20 protein-coding genes and 1 pseudogene are annotated in these 15,983 nt (G+C 65.5%); 10 read left to right on the forward strand and 11 right to left on the reverse strand.

Annotated elements, in window-relative coordinates:
* Nucleotides 1-223 precede the first annotated feature (223 nt).
* The 7 genes from R0232_RS06305 to R0232_RS06335 form a co-directional block, all read right to left on the reverse strand.
* Entirely contained in the window at nt 224-1,057 is an 834-nt protein-coding gene (locus R0232_RS06305; RefSeq protein ID WP_431511580.1) for a metallophosphoesterase, read from the reverse strand.
* A complete protein-coding gene (locus tag R0232_RS06310) occupies nt 1,054-1,506 on the reverse strand; it encodes an HAD domain-containing protein (protein ID WP_431511581.1) in 453 nt (150 codons plus the stop codon). Before R0232_RS06310 ends, R0232_RS06305 begins: the two co-directional genes overlap by 4 nt.
* 91 nt (nt 1,507-1,597) lie before the next feature.
* The gene (locus R0232_RS06315) at nt 1,598-2,542 is read right to left on the reverse strand and encodes a metallophosphoesterase (RefSeq protein ID WP_431511582.1); all 945 of its coding nucleotides are present in this window, start codon (nt 2,540-2,542) and stop codon (nt 1,598-1,600) included.
* Nucleotides 2,543-2,561: 19 nt separating this feature from the next.
* A complete protein-coding gene (locus R0232_RS06320; protein ID WP_431511583.1) occupies nt 2,562-3,056 on the reverse strand; it encodes an HAD domain-containing protein in 495 nt (164 codons plus the stop codon).
* Between the two features lie 31 nt (nt 3,057-3,087).
* Entirely contained in the window at nt 3,088-3,258 is a 171-nt protein-coding gene (locus R0232_RS06325; protein ID WP_431511584.1) for a hypothetical protein, read from the reverse strand.
* A 30-nt stretch (nt 3,259-3,288) separates the two neighbouring features.
* Nucleotides 3,289-3,729, reverse strand: coding sequence for a hypothetical protein (locus R0232_RS06330; protein ID WP_431511585.1), 441 nt, complete (start codon nt 3,727-3,729; stop codon nt 3,289-3,291).
* Nucleotides 3,730-3,731: 2 nt separating this feature from the next.
* Nucleotides 3,732-4,070 (reverse strand): hypothetical protein, encoded by a 339-nt coding sequence (locus tag R0232_RS06335; RefSeq protein ID WP_431511586.1) that lies wholly within the window; start codon nt 4,068-4,070, stop codon nt 3,732-3,734.
* A gap of 280 nt (nt 4,071-4,350) precedes the next feature.
* Between R0232_RS06335 and R0232_RS06340 the strand changes: the two genes are divergently transcribed.
* Nucleotides 4,351-4,596 (forward strand): helix-turn-helix domain-containing protein, encoded by a 246-nt coding sequence (locus R0232_RS06340; protein ID WP_431511587.1) that lies wholly within the window; start codon nt 4,351-4,353, stop codon nt 4,594-4,596.
* A 553-nt stretch (nt 4,597-5,149) separates the two neighbouring features.
* Here the strand turns inward: R0232_RS06340 and R0232_RS06345 are convergent.
* The 3 genes and pseudogenes from R0232_RS06345 to R0232_RS06355 form a co-directional block, all read right to left on the reverse strand.
* A pseudogene (locus tag R0232_RS06345) lies at nt 5,150-5,347 on the reverse strand (tRNA 2-thiocytidine(32) synthetase TtcA); the annotation flags it as partial.
* A 58-nt stretch (nt 5,348-5,405) separates the two neighbouring features.
* On the reverse strand, nt 5,406-5,783 hold the full coding sequence (locus tag R0232_RS06350) for a dihydroneopterin aldolase (RefSeq protein WP_057591108.1): 378 nt from the start codon (nt 5,781-5,783) through the stop codon (nt 5,406-5,408).
* A gap of 43 nt (nt 5,784-5,826) precedes the next feature.
* Nucleotides 5,827-6,627, reverse strand: coding sequence for an SDR family oxidoreductase (locus R0232_RS06355; RefSeq protein WP_057591107.1), 801 nt, complete (start codon nt 6,625-6,627; stop codon nt 5,827-5,829).
* Nucleotides 6,628-6,648: 21 nt separating this feature from the next.
* Between R0232_RS06355 and R0232_RS06360 the strand changes: the two genes are divergently transcribed.
* From R0232_RS06360 to R0232_RS06385, 6 genes are all read left to right on the forward strand, one after another.
* Nucleotides 6,649-7,782, forward strand: coding sequence for a class I SAM-dependent methyltransferase (locus R0232_RS06360; RefSeq protein ID WP_431511588.1), 1,134 nt, complete (start codon nt 6,649-6,651; stop codon nt 7,780-7,782).
* Between the two features lie 145 nt (nt 7,783-7,927).
* Nucleotides 7,928-8,995: an IS30 family transposase gene (locus tag R0232_RS06365; protein WP_208514153.1), complete on the forward strand. Its 1,068-nt coding sequence runs from the start codon at nt 7,928-7,930 to the stop codon at nt 8,993-8,995.
* Nucleotides 8,996-9,613: 618 nt separating this feature from the next.
* Nucleotides 9,614-10,495, forward strand: a complete 882-nt coding sequence (locus R0232_RS06370) for a TauD/TfdA dioxygenase family protein (RefSeq protein WP_431511589.1) — start codon at nt 9,614-9,616, stop codon at nt 10,493-10,495.
* A gap of 100 nt (nt 10,496-10,595) precedes the next feature.
* The gene (locus R0232_RS06375; RefSeq protein WP_208509445.1) at nt 10,596-11,606 is read left to right on the forward strand and encodes an ABC transporter substrate-binding protein; all 1,011 of its coding nucleotides are present in this window, start codon (nt 10,596-10,598) and stop codon (nt 11,604-11,606) included.
* A complete protein-coding gene (locus R0232_RS06380; RefSeq protein ID WP_431511590.1) occupies nt 11,606-12,511 on the forward strand; it encodes an ABC transporter ATP-binding protein in 906 nt (301 codons plus the stop codon). The genes R0232_RS06375 and R0232_RS06380 overlap by 1 nt, the downstream gene beginning before the upstream one ends.
* A complete protein-coding gene (locus R0232_RS06385; protein ID WP_203204453.1) occupies nt 12,508-13,377 on the forward strand; it encodes an ABC transporter permease in 870 nt (289 codons plus the stop codon). Before R0232_RS06380 ends, R0232_RS06385 begins: the two co-directional genes overlap by 4 nt.
* 10 nt (nt 13,378-13,387) lie before the next feature.
* Here the strand turns inward: R0232_RS06385 and R0232_RS06390 are convergent, their stop codons facing one another.
* Nucleotides 13,388-13,789 (reverse strand): DUF5329 family protein, encoded by a 402-nt coding sequence (locus tag R0232_RS06390; RefSeq protein ID WP_431511591.1) that lies wholly within the window; start codon nt 13,787-13,789, stop codon nt 13,388-13,390.
* Nucleotides 13,790-13,943: 154 nt separating this feature from the next.
* Here R0232_RS06390 and hisN point away from each other — a divergent pair, with 154 nt between their 5' ends.
* From hisN to R0232_RS06405, 3 genes are read left to right on the forward strand one after another with little or no spacing between them, the layout of a single operon-like run.
* Complete coding sequence (hisN, locus tag R0232_RS06395) at nt 13,944-14,720, forward strand: histidinol-phosphatase (RefSeq protein WP_296794056.1); 777 nt, start codon at nt 13,944-13,946, stop codon at nt 14,718-14,720.
* A gap of 9 nt (nt 14,721-14,729) precedes the next feature.
* Entirely contained in the window at nt 14,730-14,924 is a 195-nt protein-coding gene (locus R0232_RS06400; RefSeq protein WP_019654592.1) for a DUF2905 domain-containing protein, read from the forward strand.
* 39 nt (nt 14,925-14,963) lie between these two features.
* Nucleotides 14,964-15,890: an ROK family protein gene (locus R0232_RS06405; protein WP_296775529.1), complete on the forward strand. Its 927-nt coding sequence runs from the start codon at nt 14,964-14,966 to the stop codon at nt 15,888-15,890.
* Nucleotides 15,891-15,983 lie beyond the last annotated feature (93 nt).

The following is a 15,983-nucleotide window of genomic DNA, read 5'->3' on the forward strand; positions in this document are numbered from 1 at the left end:
CGTCTGATTTTGGACCGATATGCCGTCAGAGGGCGCCAAGTAGCGACGCACCGCGCGGCCAAGACGACCGATGCTCCGGTGTCGAGGTCGCAATTTAGCCGCTAAATTCCAAACTTAGTGAGACACAACCCGAGGAATTCAGAGCTCAGTGAGACAGCGGTTCAGACCGCCGTGACCCAAATCCGCCTAAATTGTTGGCGCAGCGGGTTTTCGAGTGCAGAACTCAATGCCGATCGACACTCATGTCGATGATCAGGCCAGGATCGAACGCCTTGTTCTCGATCCTGCCGCTCCAGTTCACGTAGCCGCGCGGATTGCTCACGACACGGCAAGAGCAGGCACGATAGTCGAACGACTGATGCGTGTGGCCGTGGAACCAGAGAACGGGTACGTCAAAGAATGCATCCGGAAGCTCGTTGACGAAGGCCCCCGAGGCCCAGTCATCAGCGTAGCGCTGCGCCAGCGAGCCGCGATGAGGTGCATGGTGCGTCACAACCACCGTCGGTCCGGCGAACGGTTCCGACAGCTTGTCGCGCAACCAAGCTCGCTGTGCCTGATGAATCCGCAGCGTGTCGGCCGCTTGAAGCTTTCTTCCCTGCTTGTCGCGCCATGTATCGGGTTCGGCCGACTCGTCGATCGTGCGGATCAGCGCATAGTCGTTCAGCAGATTGGTTGCCATCTTCATGGCACGCCCGACATCGCTGATCGGACCTTCAGGCGTCTCGATGGCAAGCGCGAAATCGGTCCACAACGTCGCGCCGAGGAATCGCACGCCGTCGATCACCAACTCGTCACCGTCGAGCAGATGGACATTGCTGCCTTCAGCTTCGCGGCGCGCTTCTGCCAGTGTTGTATCCAGCCGTCCATCGTAGTACTCGTGGTTGCCAAGCAGGTAGACCACGGGCTTGCCGCGAAAGCGGTCCGCCGCCCATTGGACGGCGCGCTTGGCCGGCGAGTGAATGTCGCCGGCGAGGATGACGACATCGAATTCGAGATCGGGCACCGGCTCGAAGGGCGCGAACTCGAGATGAAGGTCGGAAAGAATCAGCACTTTCATCGGGACACCCCTTCAAAGCGGGTGCGAAGCTCGGCACTGGCCTTGTCGTCGAAGCCGGTGAATGAGCCACACACGACCAGGTGGTCCTTGCAGCGATCGAACTGCCAATAGGCATCGTCGAGTGCGACCCATGGCTCGTCGACCGCATCGTGGATCTGTAGCCAAGCGAGGATTTCTCCTTCACGCTTCCTGTACGGCGGCTGAAGGCCAAACCCCGAAGGAGGGGTAGCTCCAACGATGCGGGCCCGGATGTCGCTGGAGAACGGCTTCAGCAGCGTCTTGTTGAGCAGGTGCTCACGCCAGGACGAACTGATCACGATCTTCACGAACGGGAACTCGCGCAACAACGCCTCCAGGCGCGGCAGGAAGCAGAAGTCGACGCCACCGTTGTGGGTGTGATCTTCCCCCTCGGGATGCAGTACGCCGTCGAAGTCGAGGAAAAGGATCACGCCGAGCCTCCTACTCGATCACCATCAAGCGGCCACGCGAGGTGCAAGCCCGTGCCGACCCCGAAGGCGCAGAACTGCGCCGCAGCGGCTTTCATACAACCCCGCCGTTTCGAATTGCGTTGAGGATGGATCGCACCTTTTCAGAGCCGCCCTCGGTTGCGAACGCTGCTGGTGTTTGACCGTCGAACAGCTTGTGCGGCTTAACCAGCCAGTCCTGGGCCGCGGCACCGAACACCTCGGCTGCGAGATCGAGCAAGTCTTGTGAAGGGCCTTCCGATTCAGTACTGTTCTGGGGATCAGTTGGCCACGCCAAGTGCGAGCCCATGTCGACTCCGAAGGCGCGGAACGGTGCCGCGGCAGTTGTCAGGCCTTCGGCGAGATAGTCGATGTACTGATGGTGGTGGCCATGGACCACCAACTGGACACCGAGCGTCTCGGCAAGCTCGTCGATCACCTGCCAGCCGTGCGGGTGGGCCGCCGGTGCCTCGTGCGTCACCAGAATGTCGGAGTGGCCGCTCCGCAGCAGTTGCTGGTAGTCGGCCGGGAAGATGGAGGACCGGTGCTTGCGGGAGATGCCGTCACGCCACCGTTCCTCGGGCTTCATGGTTTGGCGCATGGCGTCGCTCGACTGGAACGCCGCCTCCTCGATCGGCCGCCGTGGATCCCAGATCTTGCTGCGGAAGATGCCGCCCAGGCCTGCGACCTTGTACCCGGCGATCTCGACGATGCGTCCGTGCAGGTTGCGGGTGGCGAGCTCTGATCCCCACAGGTTGTCGTAGTCGGCATCGGAATCCGTGTCGTGGTTCCCATGGATGAACCAGATCTCGGTGAGATCGAGGATCGGGCCCAACTCGACGTGCAGAGGACGACGTGCCTGGATGTCTCCGAGCAGCACGATGGCCTCAGGCTGAAGGCGCTCGACCGCGGCGATCACCGGATCGAGATCGCCGTGTGGGTCGCCGAAGAACATGAGCTTGGGCTTCGACTGGTTGTGCTCGGACCGCGCACGGAGGTTCGATGAGATGAGCGGTTTCATTTCAAATGCCGATGGCGGTTCATCGTCCAGCCGCAAACCGCAGGAATTGCGAGCGCAGTTCCTGGAAGCTGTCTTGATCGAATGCACGCTTGGGATCGGTGAGGACGAGCCGCGCGAAGCCCGCTTCGAAGTTCTCGGGCCAGTCGTCAAGTGCGACCCATTCCGCGTCGCTGCGGCCGTTCCCATCGAGCCACGCCTGGATCTCCAACTGACGCCGGTGGTGGACGGCCACACCGGGGTCAATCTGCGGCGTCGCGCCGATGATCCGGTGCCGAGTTTCAGCACTGAAATAGCGCTGCAGCTGCTCGATGCTCTCGGCCAGCCGCCAGTCCGACGAGATGATGACGTCCACAGACTTGAACTCGAGAAGGAGTTCTTCCAGCCGCGGCAAATGGCTGAAGAACCTGCTGCTGAACGAGTAGTCCACGCCGACAGGATGAAGAACACCATCGACATCCAGGAACAGCAGATCGCTGGAGTCACCCGTGCGGCCAGAGACGTCGTGGATCAGCATCGCTTGCACCATAGGTAGATGGCGGGTTCCATCATCCAACAAACCCCGCCTGGAAGGACTCCAGGAGATTGAGCACATCGGTGGCTCGCCCTTCGGCTACCAGCGCCTCGGCGGTCCTGTTGTCAAACAGCTCGAGTGGCTCGTTCCTGTACCAAAGGATGCCGAACTCGAGGTGCAGGTCCGAAAGGATGAGCAGCTTCACGTCGGCAGGCCCATTTCTTCAGCAGCGCATTCAGGGCATCAGGATCGAGAGCTTGGCGTTCCACGCCTCGCCATCGGACCTGGAGGGCACGGCGACGCGGATCGTCGGACGGTCGAAGTCACTGGTCTCGAAGAGGAAGTGCACGTGCTGAAAGCGAAGCACCGGGTTTCCGGGATATTCGGTCCACTTGAGTTGCCAAGTGTTGAAGTACTCGAAGTCGACCGTCCGGGCTTTCTTTCCGCAGCTGACGATGCAGGCCTTGCGCGCATCCGGATCGAACAGGATGCAGGTCTCTTCCCAATCGCCCAGCATGCGGCGTGGATCGACCGGGAAGAAGGTCGCACCGGATGCCTGACCCTGCTCCCGCAGCAACTGCTCGCGTCCGGTCTGAATCGAACGAGGCAATGCGATCCAGGCCCAGTAGAAGAGTACCAAGACGACGGCGAGGGCCAGCAGGAGCGGGATTTCCATGTTCAGTTGACCGGCCAGATCTGATGCCGAATGCTGAACGAAGAGCGCATGCTGTAGTGTGTGAACTGCTCTCCGTTCTCATCTTCGAGGACCAGAAGGTCGACTTGATCGGCATCGGCGCTGGTCGCTGACCAGATCTTCCGAATGTCTCGAATTTGCCAGCGATCGGGATCGCTCTCCGTCGGCGCCAGATACTGAACGTGCCGCAGCGACTGCGGCCCCACGCTCTCAAAGAGATCGAGGAAATCGCTCTCATAAATCAACAACGCACGCTCCGAGATCTCGAGGTCGTCTTCTTGCACCACCCAAGTCGGGAAGAAAGCAGGAATGGTCAAGTTCAACTGGACTGCTCTCCAACATCTCGCACCAGGCCCGGCCAGCATGGAAGAGATCCTCACCTCATGCGAATCCATTGTCAGAAACATAAAAATGAACCCTATCGGTTGGTAGCCCTACGTGAAGCTTGGTCGTGGACACCTTGTTGATCTGATGCTCAAACAGTTCAACAAGGTTTATGAACGCTACTTTTTACCTCTTGAAAAGCTAATTTGCTACTTAAACACATCCAAATGCTATCTTAGTGCTGTCGATAAAAAATGCTAGACCGGGAATTCTTGGTGGATGGGCCAACCTCAACCAAGAACGCAGAGCGCACGGCAAAGGGTGGCGTTCCATCTACGTGTCATCCGCGCGGAACACCGCCTCTCCCAGGAGCAGCTTGCAGAGGCTGCCGGGCTTCATCGGACGTTTGTAGGGTCAGTCGAGAGGGAGGAGAGGAATATCTCCATCGACAACCTTGAGCGCCTTGCAACTGCACTGGGTGTCGACGTTTCGCTACTCGTTTCACCTGTGGTCCCGCGCTCCTAGCAGGCGACTAGAGTACCGATCTGACGGTAGGGATCTGCAGACTCCAGGGGTGGGCCTCGGGCGCGCTATGGTGAAACGACTCGCGCAGGCCTTGAGCAGGGACTTCCACTGAGTTCGCCCTTGCAGCAGAACGAAATGAGAAGACTGCTTTGCTGAGGTCGCTGAAAACTGCTTGACCACCTTACTGCGGTAAGGTGCGATGGTTGTGATTCCGCTCAACAAATTGAGACGTGGAGCGCACGTAGCCTTGAGGGGCGTCTCTCAGTTGTGGAGCGGGAGTGCAAATCCAACCATAGCGGAACGAATGGAGAGCCGCTGGCGCTCCGCGGAGAAAGGTCTGTTCGATCACAACGGCGCGGCCCTCACCGAGATCGCATGCAGACAATATGGATTAGCTTCAAACACAGCCAAATCCTTCCACTTCGGGATCTGTTCCCTAATACAGGGTGCGATCGTCGCGCTTCGCCGTCTTTTTTCCGGCCTTGACGGAAAAACCTCAATCAGATAAGGCAGTTAGCGATTCAAAGCCACCAGTTCAAGGTCGCGATCCAATATCCTTGCCGCCCGACACGCAGACCATGACCTTGTCGCCTTCCTCGATCATGTTGTAGTCGACGATGGCGCGGCCCACCTCGCGGCACAGGCGTTTCTCGAGCTTGTGCGTTTCGCGCTCGATCTTCATCGAGTTGGCGGGAAGGGGCGAGGCGGAGGCGTCGGCGACGGGCGCCTCGTCGATCCAGACGGCGTTCATGGCAAAAGGGCTGCCCGGGGCAGCAAAAAACGGGGGAAGGGGGCGATTTTGCCCCGGATCACCATTCCCCGGCTTCGATGCGGATCGCGACCTCGCAGTCCTCGAAGATCTCGAGCTTGGCGATCTTCACGCGCACGCCCAGCACGCCGGGCAGCTGCAGCAGGCGCTGCGCGAGCTTGCCGATCAGGCTTTCGAGCAGGTTCACGTGCTCGGCCGTGCACTCGTCGATGATGATCCGGCGCACCTTGCGGTAGTCGAGCACGTGGAAGATGTCGTCGTCCTTGGGCAGCAGCGGCTGCGGGCCGAGGTTGAGTTCGGCATCGACCTGGATCGGCTGCGGCGCGACCTTTTCTTGCTCGAGGATGCCGAGGTTGGCGTCGAAGCGCAGGCCGTTGAGGGTGAGCGTCTGGCGCCCGAGGGGGGTGGTGGGTGACATCGGGTGGTGCTCGAAAAAGGGTGCCGCGGGCGGCGGGTTCAGCTCACATGTGCGAGAAATCGCGCTCGAACTTCATCAGGTGCTGGCCGCCGTCCACCAGCAGCGTGGTGCCGGTGATCGAGCCGTTCTCGAGCGCGAAGCGCACGGTGGCGGCCACGTCGGCCGGCGTGGACGAGCGCCCCAGCGGCGACAGCTTGTGCAACTGCGCGAACTTGTCGTCGTCGTGCATGTGGCTCGGCAGCGTGAGGCCGGGCGCCACGCCCACCACGCGCACGCGCGGCGCGAGCGCCAGCGCCAGCATCGGCGTGGCGGCCTCGAGCGCGGCCTTGGACAGCGTGTAGCTGAGGAAATCGGGGTTGGTGTTCCACAGCTTCTGGTCGAGCATGTGGACCACCGCGCCGGTGAGCGTGCCTTCTGGATCGCGCTGCGCGAGGTGCGCGTGCAGCGCCTGCGCCAGCACGATCGCGGCCCCCGTGTTGCCGCGCGCATGGCGGTCCATCAGCGCGTAGCTGAAGCTGGCCGCGTCGTCGTGCTCGAACAGCGCGGCGCTGTGCACCACCGCGTCGACCCGGCCGAAGTGCGCCGCCACCTGCGGCAGCAGCGCGCGCGTGGCGGCCTCGTCGAGCAGATCGGCGCCGAAGGCATGGGCCTCGCCCGCGAGCGCGGCGCAGTCGGCCACCGTCTGCTCGGCCTCGGCGCGCGACTGGCGGAAATGCACCGCCACGCGCCAGCCGCCCGCGGCCAGCGCCAGCGCGATCTCGCGCCCCAGCCGCTTGCCCGCGCCCGTGACGAGGACGGTGCGGCGCTCGGGTGGCGTGGCGGTGGAGGAGGGCGCGGCGCTCATGCGGAAGGTGGGGGCTGGAGGATGCGAGGAGAATCGGTGCCCGTGACGACACAGACCCACAGCAGTTTACCCATCGCCCTCGACACCCTGATCGCCCGTGCCGTCGAGCGCGCCGGCGGCTGGATCGGCTTCGACCGCTTCATGGCGCTCGCGCTCTATGCGCCCGGGCTCGGCTACTACGCCAACAGCCTCGCCAAGTTCGGCCAGATGCCCGAATCGGGCAGCGACTTCGTGACCGCGCCCGAGCTCACCCCGCTGTTCGGCCGCGCGCTGGCCGCGCAGCTGGCCGAGGCGCTCGAGAAGACCGGCACCGCCACGGTGTGGGAATTCGGCGCCGGCTCGGGCGCGCTCGCCGCCCAGTTGCTCGATGCGCTCGATGCCCTGGGCCGCAGCGACGTGAACTACCGCATCGTCGACCTCTCGGGCACCCTGCGCGCGCGCCAGCAGCAGGCCTTGGCGCGCTTCGGCGACCGCGTCGAATGGCGGCTCGAGCTGCCCGCGGCGATGCAGGGCGTGGTGGTCGGCAACGAGGTGCTCGACGCGATGCCGGTGCAGCTGCTCGCGCGCCATGGCGGGCGCTGGTTCGAGCGCGGCGTGGTGCGCAATGCGGCCGGCGACGGCTGGGCCTGGGCCGACCGCGAGACCGAGCTGCGGCCGCCGGTCGAGGTGCCGGGCGAGCACGACTACCTGACCGAGATCCATCCCCAGGCCAAGGCCTTCGTCGCGACCCTGGCGGACCGGCTCGAGCGCGGGGCTGCCTTCTTGATCGACTACGGCTTTCCCGAGAGCGAGTACTACCACCCGCAGCGGCACATGGGGACGGTGATGTGCCATCGGGCGCATCGGGCGGATGGGGATCCGCTGTCGGACGTGGGGCTGAAGGACATCACTGCTCACGTTGACTTCACGGGGGTGGCGTTGGCCGGGCAGGAGGCGGGGCTTGCCGTGCTGGGGTATGCGAGTCAGGCGCGCTTTCTGCTGAACTGCGGGTTGGTTTCGTTGATGGAGACGGCTTCCGTGGGGGAGAGGGCCATGGGGGCTCGGCTGGTGCATGAGCATGAGATGGGGGAGTTGTTCAAGGTGGTGGGGTTTGCTGTGGGTGATGCGTGGGAGGCTGTTGGGTTTAGTGAGGGGGATCGGAGTCATACGCTCTGATTTTTTTGCGGCTGTTGACTTTGGGTAGGTTGTCGGCCGGGTCTCGCCCCGGCGGGCGAGTCACTTTCTTTTGCTTCGCCAAAAGAAAGTAACGGCGGTCTCAAATATCAAGTGCAACACTCTTCAGCCCTCAGGAGAGTGATGTATGTCGAGCGGTTACGAGCAGTTGAGAGCAGAAGAGCGAGGGGTGATCATGGCTATGAGCCTGCAAGGCAGTAGTGCCAGATCGATTGGGCGGATGTTGAACCGAGCACCAAGCACTATCACCCGAGAGTTGCGACGCAACGGCCACCATGCAGAGGGTGAAGTGGTGTGGGGACGTCCGCGTCTTGCGCCTGGTTACGACGCGGTGTCTGCTGGCAAGCGTGCGCTGCGGATGAGGCGGCGTGCCCGCCGAGTGCGCAAGCTTCGCCCGCACACGGCGTTGTGGTCACGCACGATGGAACTGCTGGGAAGGCGCTGGTCGCCCCAACAGATCGCCACTATCCTCAAGCGCGAACAGCCCGCACGCGCCGATATGCAAGCCTCGCACGAAACGATCTACACCGCCATTTACGCTCGCCCCAAGGGGGAGCTGCGCAAAGAGTTGACGTCATTGCTGCGCCAAGCCCGTGGTGCGCGCCGGCCTCACGGCCGCAATGCGGAGCAACGCGGCAAGTTGGCGGACATGCTCAGCATCCACGTACGTCCGCCCGAAGTGAACGACCGACTGGTACCAGGACATTGGGAAGGCGACCTGATCAAAGGGGCACGCAATCAGTCGTGCGTGGGCACCTTGGTGTGTCGCAGAACCTGTTTCGTGATGATCGTGAAGGTCGATGGTGCGACGGCGCTGGATGTCTTCAGAGGCTTCGAGGCCGCATTTGGCCCGCTGGACGAAGCGCTTCGCAAGAGCCTGACGTATGACCAAGGCAAGGAGATGGCGCTGCACAAGCGGCTGGCCGAGAGCACGGGGTTGACGATCTACTTCGCTGATCCTCACAGTCCCTGGCAACGAGGGCGAAACGAGAACATCAATGGGCTGATCAGGCAGTACCTGCCAAAAGGCACCGACCTGAGCGTCTACAGCCAGCGCCAGCTCGATGCCATTGCCTGGGAGCTCAACACCCGTCCGCGCAACACGCTCGATTGGAAGACGCCTGCGGAGGCCTTCTTCCAGGACTGCCTCGACCACAATGCGCAGTTTCCAGAGGGTGTTGCACTTGGAGTTTGAGACCGCCAACCAAAGAAAAGGCGACCCACTGTCTGCGACCCCTTCGCTGCGCTCCGGGGCAACCTGCGGTGCTCGCGTTTCGCGGGGTCTCGCAGAACTCGCTTCGCTCAAACAGCTGCGAGCCCTTATCCGCGAAACGCTGCGCTCCTCGGCGCAGCCAGAGGGGTGGGTCGGGCCATCGCGATGCTCGGCCCGGCAGACCCTTCGGGCCTTTGCTTCGCTCGGCCTCAGTGAAAGGTCCAGGGCCTACGCATGCGCACTCACCACACAAGGACGCGCCACGGCGCGTTGACCCTAGTCCCCTCTGGCTGTGCCGAGGAGCGCAGGAGAAAGCGGGATAAGGGCCGCAGCTGTCTGAGCGAAGCGAGTTCTGCGGACCCCCGCTTTCTCCGAGCACCGCAGGTTGCCCGTAGCGAAGCGGAGGGACACAGACAGTGGGGTCGCCTTCTCTTTGGTTACTTTCTCTTGGCGAGACAAGAGAAAGCGACTCGCCCGCCGGGGCGAGACCCGGCCAACGGCCTAAGCAGAGAGAAAACCCCAAAAAACACCCAGAGCAGTCATAAGCATTCAACGAAGAGTTCGTTGCCCAACCCCCCATCCCCGCCTACATTGCGGCACATGAGCCAAGTCCTCGTCCCCGAGCGCACCCAATCCTTCGAGATCCGCCCCTTCCCCGCCCCCGTAGGCGCCGAAGTCATCGGCCTCGACATCGCGCGCCCCATCCCGGAAGAAGACTTCGCCCGCATCCATCGCGCCCACCTCGACCACCACGTCCTGGTCTTCCGCAACCAGCAGATCACCCCCCAGCAGCACATCGACTTCAGCCGCCGCTTCGGCCCGCTCGAGATCCACGTCCTGCACCAGTTCCAGCTCGAGAACCATCCCGAGATCCTCATCGTCTCCAACATCAAGGAGAACGGCGAGCCCATCGGCCTCGGCGACGCGGGCGTCTACTGGCATTCCGACATCTCCTACAAGCCCAAGCCCAGCCTCGGCTCCCTGCTGCATGCGCAGGAACTGCCGAGCGAGGGCGGCGACACGCTGTTCGCCGACCAGCACCTGGCCTGGGAAGCGCTGCCGAGCGACCTGCAGCAGCGCATCCTGCCGCTCAAGGCCGAGCACAGCTACCTCGCCAAGTACGAGGAACTGCGCGCCAAGAACCCGTGGCGGCCCAAGCTCTCGCAGGCGCAGATCGACCAGGTCGCGCCCGCGGTGCAGCCGGTGGTGCGCACGCATCCCGAGACCGGGCGCAAGGCGCTGTTCGTCAGCGAGCACTTCACCACCCGCATCGTCGGCCTGCCGAAGGAAGAAAGCGATGAACTCCTGTCCGAGCTGTTCGCGCACAGCGTGAAGCCCGAATTCGTCTACCGCCACCAGTGGGCGCCCCATGACCTCGTGTTCTGGGACAACCGCTCGCTGATGCACCTGGCGGCGGGCACGCCCGACCACCTGCGCCGTCGGCTCAACCGCACCACCATCGTGGGCGACGAGCCCCGATAGACCGACCACCTCCGCAGACGAACGTCCCCGACGGACCGGCGACGCCGGGTCCGCGCGGAGCGCTGCACCCCGAATTTCTTCCCTTGGAGTCCTTCCCGCCATGAACCGCTTCACCCGCCAGGCCGCATCCCTCGTCGCCGGCCTCGGCCTGCTGGCCGGCAGCCTCGCCGCGCACGCCGAAGGCCAGATCCGCATCGCCGAGCAGTTCGGTATCGTCTACCTGCTGCTCAACGTGGCGCAGGACCAGAAGCTGATCGAGAAGCACGCGAAGGCCGCGGGCGTCGACGCCAAGGTCGAATGGGTCAAGCTCTCGGGCGGCTCGGCGGTCAACGACGCGCTGCTGTCGGGCAACATCGAGATCGCCGGTGCCGGCGTCGGCCCGCTGCTCACGCTGTGGGACCGCACCAAGGGCAAGCAGAACGTCAAGGGCGTGGCCTCGCTGGGCAACTTCCCCTACTACCTGGTGAGCAACAACCCGAACGTGAAGACCATCGCCGACTTCACGGACAAGGACCGCATCGCGCTGCCCGCGGTCGGCGTGTCGGTGCAGTCGCGCGTGCTGCAGTTCGCCTCGGCCAAGCTCTGGGGCGACAAGGAGTTCAACAAGCTCGACAAGATCAGCGTGGCGCTGCCGCATCCCGACGCGGCCGCGGCCATCATCAAGGGCGGCACCGAGATCACGGCCCACTTCGGCAATCCGCCGTTCCAGGAGCAGGAGCTCGCGGGCAACCCCGCGGCGCACATCGTGCTGAACTCCTACCAGGTGCTGGGCGGCCCCTCGTCGGCCACGGTGCTCTACGCCACCGAGAAATTCCGCAACGAGAACCCGAAGACCTACAAGGCCTTCATCGACGCGCTCGACGAGGCCGCGAAGTTCGTCAGCGCCAATCCCGAGAAGGCGGCCGACATCTACCTCAAGGTCAGCAACGCCAAGCTCGACCGCGAACTGCTGCTGAAGATCATCAGGAACCCCGAGGTGCAGTTCAAGACCACGCCGCAGAACACTTACGCGCTGGCCGACTTCATGCACCGCGTGGGCGCGATCAAGAACAAGCCGGCCTCGGTGAAGGACTACTTCTTCGACGACGCCCACAACGCCTCGGGCAACTGATGATGAGCACGGCGGCGGTGCTGGATTCGCGGGCCGATGCCCTGGCCCACCGGCAGCGGGTGGCGCCCGCGGCCGGGTCCTCCTTCCCGGAGCTGGCACGCGACGACACGCGCGCGCAGGAGGCCGCCGCGCCGCTGCTGCAGGTCGACGGCGTCAGCCTCGAGTACCGCACGCCCGAGCGCGTGGTGCGCGCCACGCACCGCGTGAGCTTCGACGTGCACCAGGCCGACCGCTTCGTGCTGCTCGGCCCCTCGGGCTGCGGCAAGTCGACCCTGTTGAAATCGGTCGCGGGCTTCATCGCGCCGGTCGAGGGCGAGATCCGGCTGGCCGGCGAGCGCGTGCTGCGGCCCGGGCCCGACCGCATCGTGGTGTTCCAGGAGTTCGACCAGCTGCCGCCGTGGAAGACCGTCCGGCAGAACGTGATGTTCCCGCTGCTGGCCTCGCGCACGCTGGGCCGCAAGGAAGCGGCCGAGCGCGCGCTGCACTACCTCGACAAGGTGGGCCTCTCGAAATTCGCCGACGTGCACCCGCACCAGCTCTCGGGCGGCATGAAGCAGCGCGTGGCGATCGCGCGCGCGCTCGCGATGCAGCCGCGCGTGCTGCTGATGGACGAGCCCTTCGCCGCGCTCGACGCGCTCACGCGCCGGCGCATGCAGCAGGAGCTGCTGGCGCTGTGGGACGAGGTGCGCTTCACGCTGCTGTTCGTCACCCATTCGATCGAGGAGGCGCTGGTGGTGGGCAACCGCATCGCGCTGCTGTCGCCGCATCCCGGGCGCATGCGCGCCGAGATCAACAGCCACGGCTTCACGCTCGACAGCCTCGGCGGCACCGAGTTCCAGCAGACCGCGAAACGCATCCACGACATGCTGTTCGACGAAGCACACGACACCGAGGCCGGCCGATGAGCGCGATCCTTCCCCCCGTGCGCCCCGAGTACGAGCGCACGCTCGAGCCCTTCACCGAGCTGCCGGTCGAGCGCCGGCTGCCGCTGGGCGCGCGCCTGGCCTCGCAGGCCTGGCTGCGCAAGGGCCTGATCCTGGTCGCGATCGCGCTGCTGTGGGAACTGGCGGCGCGCTGGCAGGACAACGACCTGCTGCTGCCCACCTTCAGCGCCACCGCGCGCGCGCTGGTCGAGGGCCTGGCCAGCGGCGAGCTGCTCGAGAAGGTGCGCATCTCGCTCGCGGTGCTGGTGCAGGGCTACCTCGCGGGCGTGGCGCTGGCCTTCGCGCTGACCACGCTCGCGGTGTCCACGCGCATCGGCCGCGACCTGCTGGACACGCTGACCTCGATGTTCAACCCGCTGCCCGCGATCGCGCTGCTGCCGCTGGCGCTGCTGTGGTTCGGCCTGGGCCGCGGCAGCCTGGTGTTCGTGCTGATCCACTCGGTGCTGTGGCCGCTGGCGCTCAACACCTACGCGGGTTTCCAGGGCGTGCCCGAGACCCTGCGCATGGCCGGGCGCAACTACGGGCTCACGGGCCTGCGCTACGTGCTGCAGATCCTGGTGCCGGCCGCGCTGCCGTCGATCCTCTCGGGGCTCAAGATCGGCTGGGCCTTCGCCTGGCGCACGCTGATCGCGGCCGAGCTGGTGTTCGGCGCTTCCTCGGGCAAGGGCGGGCTGGGCTGGTACATCTTCCAGAACCGCAACGAGCTCTACACCGACCGCGTGTTCGCGGGCCTGGTCATGGTGGTGCTGATCGGGCTGCTGGTGGAAAGCCTGGGCTTCAAGACGCTCGAGCGCCTGACGGTGCGCAAGTGGGGCCAGCAGCGCTGACCAACCGGGCTCAACCGGCCTTGGCGCCGCCCTTCTTCGCCTCCTCGCGCAGGCTGCGCAGCTCGGCGCGCAGGAACTCGCCCGATTCCCTGATCGCGCCGCCGCCGAGCTTCACGCGGTAGGCCTGGCCGGTCATCTCCGAGCGCGTGGCGCAGCGCTCGATGAAGTCCTCGGCGGTCACGATCTCCTTGCGGAAATGCTCGTACTTGGCCTGCATGTGCTTGGCGGCCTCGGTGGCGTTGTACTCGCTGCCGTTGCGCAGGAAGGTCATCGAGCCCATCTTCGCCACGCGCTGGATCAGCGTGTCGATCAGCCGGTGCTCCGATTCCGACGGGGTGGCGTGGGCGAGGGCGGCGGCGGTGCCGAGCAGGGCCGCGAGCAGGGCGCGGCGCAGGGGCTGGAAGCTGGTCATGTCGTCTCCGCTTGGCAATTTTCGGGCCATGCTAGGACGGCGGGTCGCGCCGGTCAAACCCCGGGCCGATCCAAGTTCGGCCTGGACCTCGGCGCAAGGTCGGGTCTAATCCGGGGTTCGCGGCGCCCTGCCGCTTTGCCCGCAGTCCATTGCCATGAGCACTTCCAACGCCGATCTCCCGAGCCTCGCGCAGGCGCTGGCCGACGCCGCCGCCGCCCAGTCGATGCGCCATTTCCGCACTCCGCTGGACATCATCACCAAGGCCGACGAGAGCCCGGTCACGCTGGCCGACCGCGCGGCCGAGACCGCCATGCGCGAGCTGCTCGCGCAGCGCGCGCCGGCCGACGGCATCTACGGCGAGGAGCACGGCGCCGAGCGCCTGGAGGCCGAGCGCGTCTGGGTGCTCGACCCGATCGACGGCACCCGCAGCTTCATCACCGGCTCGCCGCTGTGGGGCACGCTGATCGGCGTGCTGCAGGGCGAACGCGTGGTGTTCGGCATGGTCGACATGCCGGTGCTGAAGGAACGCTGGATCGGCCAGGCCGGCGTGGGCGCCACGCGCGACGGCCAGCCGGTGCACGCGAGCGCCTGCGGCGAGGTCGCCAAGGCGCGCATCGTCACCACCTCGCCCGACATCTTCGCGCCCGCCGACTGGCAGGCCTTCGACCGGCTGAGCCGCCAGTGCGCGATGCGCCGCTTCGGCGGCGACTGCTACGGCTATGCCCAGCTCGCGGGCGGCACCATCGACCTGGTGGTCGAGACCGGCCTGCAGCCCTATGACTACCTCGGCCCGGCCGGGCTGATCGAGGCCGCGGGCGGCGTGATCACCGATTGGGAAGGCCGGCCGCTGGGGCTGAAGTCCGACGGCCGCGTGATCGCGGCGGCCACACCCGAACTTCACCGACAAGCACTGGCCGTGCTCCAGGGCTAGACTGGTTTCATGCTTCGCTGGCTGATCGTCGTCGTCCTGGCGCTGGTGCTCATGAGCGGCCTGACCGCCTGGCTGCGCCGCTTCGGCTTCGGACGACTGCCCGGCGATTTCGAGTTCCGCGCCTTCGGCCGCGAATGGCAGCTGCCGATCGCGAGCACGGTGGTGCTCAGCATGATCGCCGCGCTGGTGGCGCGGCTGCTGTAGCTCCGGCAACGCCGGATTTCACGAAAGAAGACAACCGCAATGAGAGCCTGCGTCGATATCGGTGGCACCAAGGTGGCCGTGAGCCTTTCCGCGTCGAGCGATGCACCGCTGATCGGCCGGCGCAGCGAGCCCACCGCGAAGACCGGCGACAACGACGCGGTGGCGCTGCAGATCATCCGCATGATCGATGCCATCTGCGCCGAGCAGAAGGTCGACCCCGCGAGCATCGAGCGCGTGGGCGTGTCCTCGACCGGCCCCTTCGAACTGCGCGACGGCAAGGTCGAGCTCGCCACGCCCAACATCTGCGGCGGCATCGCCGGCCCGGCGCGCGGCCTGCCCAACGACTGGATGACGGCGGTGGTCGAGGCGCCGCTCGCGCAGCGCTACGGCTGGGTGCGGGTCGAGAACGACGCCGTGGCCGCGCTCGAGGCCGAGCGCCACTGGGGCGCGCTGCAGGGTTTCGACCATTGCGCCTACGTGACCTGGAGCACCGGCGTGGGCGTGGGCCTGTGCGTGGACGGCCGCGCGCTGCGCGGCAAGAACGGCAACGCGGGCCATGCGGGCCACAGCTTCGTGGCCGACGACGGCAGCGGCGCGCTCTGCGGCTGCGGCAACATCGGCGACGTCGAGGCACTGGTGGCCGGCAACTCCATCGACCGTCGCTTCGGCCGGCCCGCGCCCGACCTGTTCGCCGCCGCCTCGGCCGGCGAGCGGCATGCGCTCGAGGTGGTCGACGCGCTGTGCCGCGTCATGGGCCGCCTGCTCTACAACCTGGTCGCCACGCTCGACCTGCAGCGCATCAGCCTCGGCGGCAGCGTGTTCCTGCACCACAGCGACTTCCTGCTGCCGCGGCTGCAGGCGCAGATCGACGGCCGGCTGCTGCCGCTGACGCGCGGCGTCGAGCTGGTGCGCGCGGGCCTGGGCGACAAGATCGGCGACTACGCGGCGCTCGCGCTGCTCGACTGAACGCCGCCGGCACCGGGCCGGGTCCGCACCGGCCCCGCGCGATGAATTCGCGCCACCACCCCGCCTCTCATTCATTTCGATGATGCGCGCCCG

This window comes from Variovorax sp. DAIF25 (assembly GCF_050711835.1).
GTDB lineage: Bacteria > Pseudomonadota > Gammaproteobacteria > Burkholderiales > Burkholderiaceae_C > Variovorax.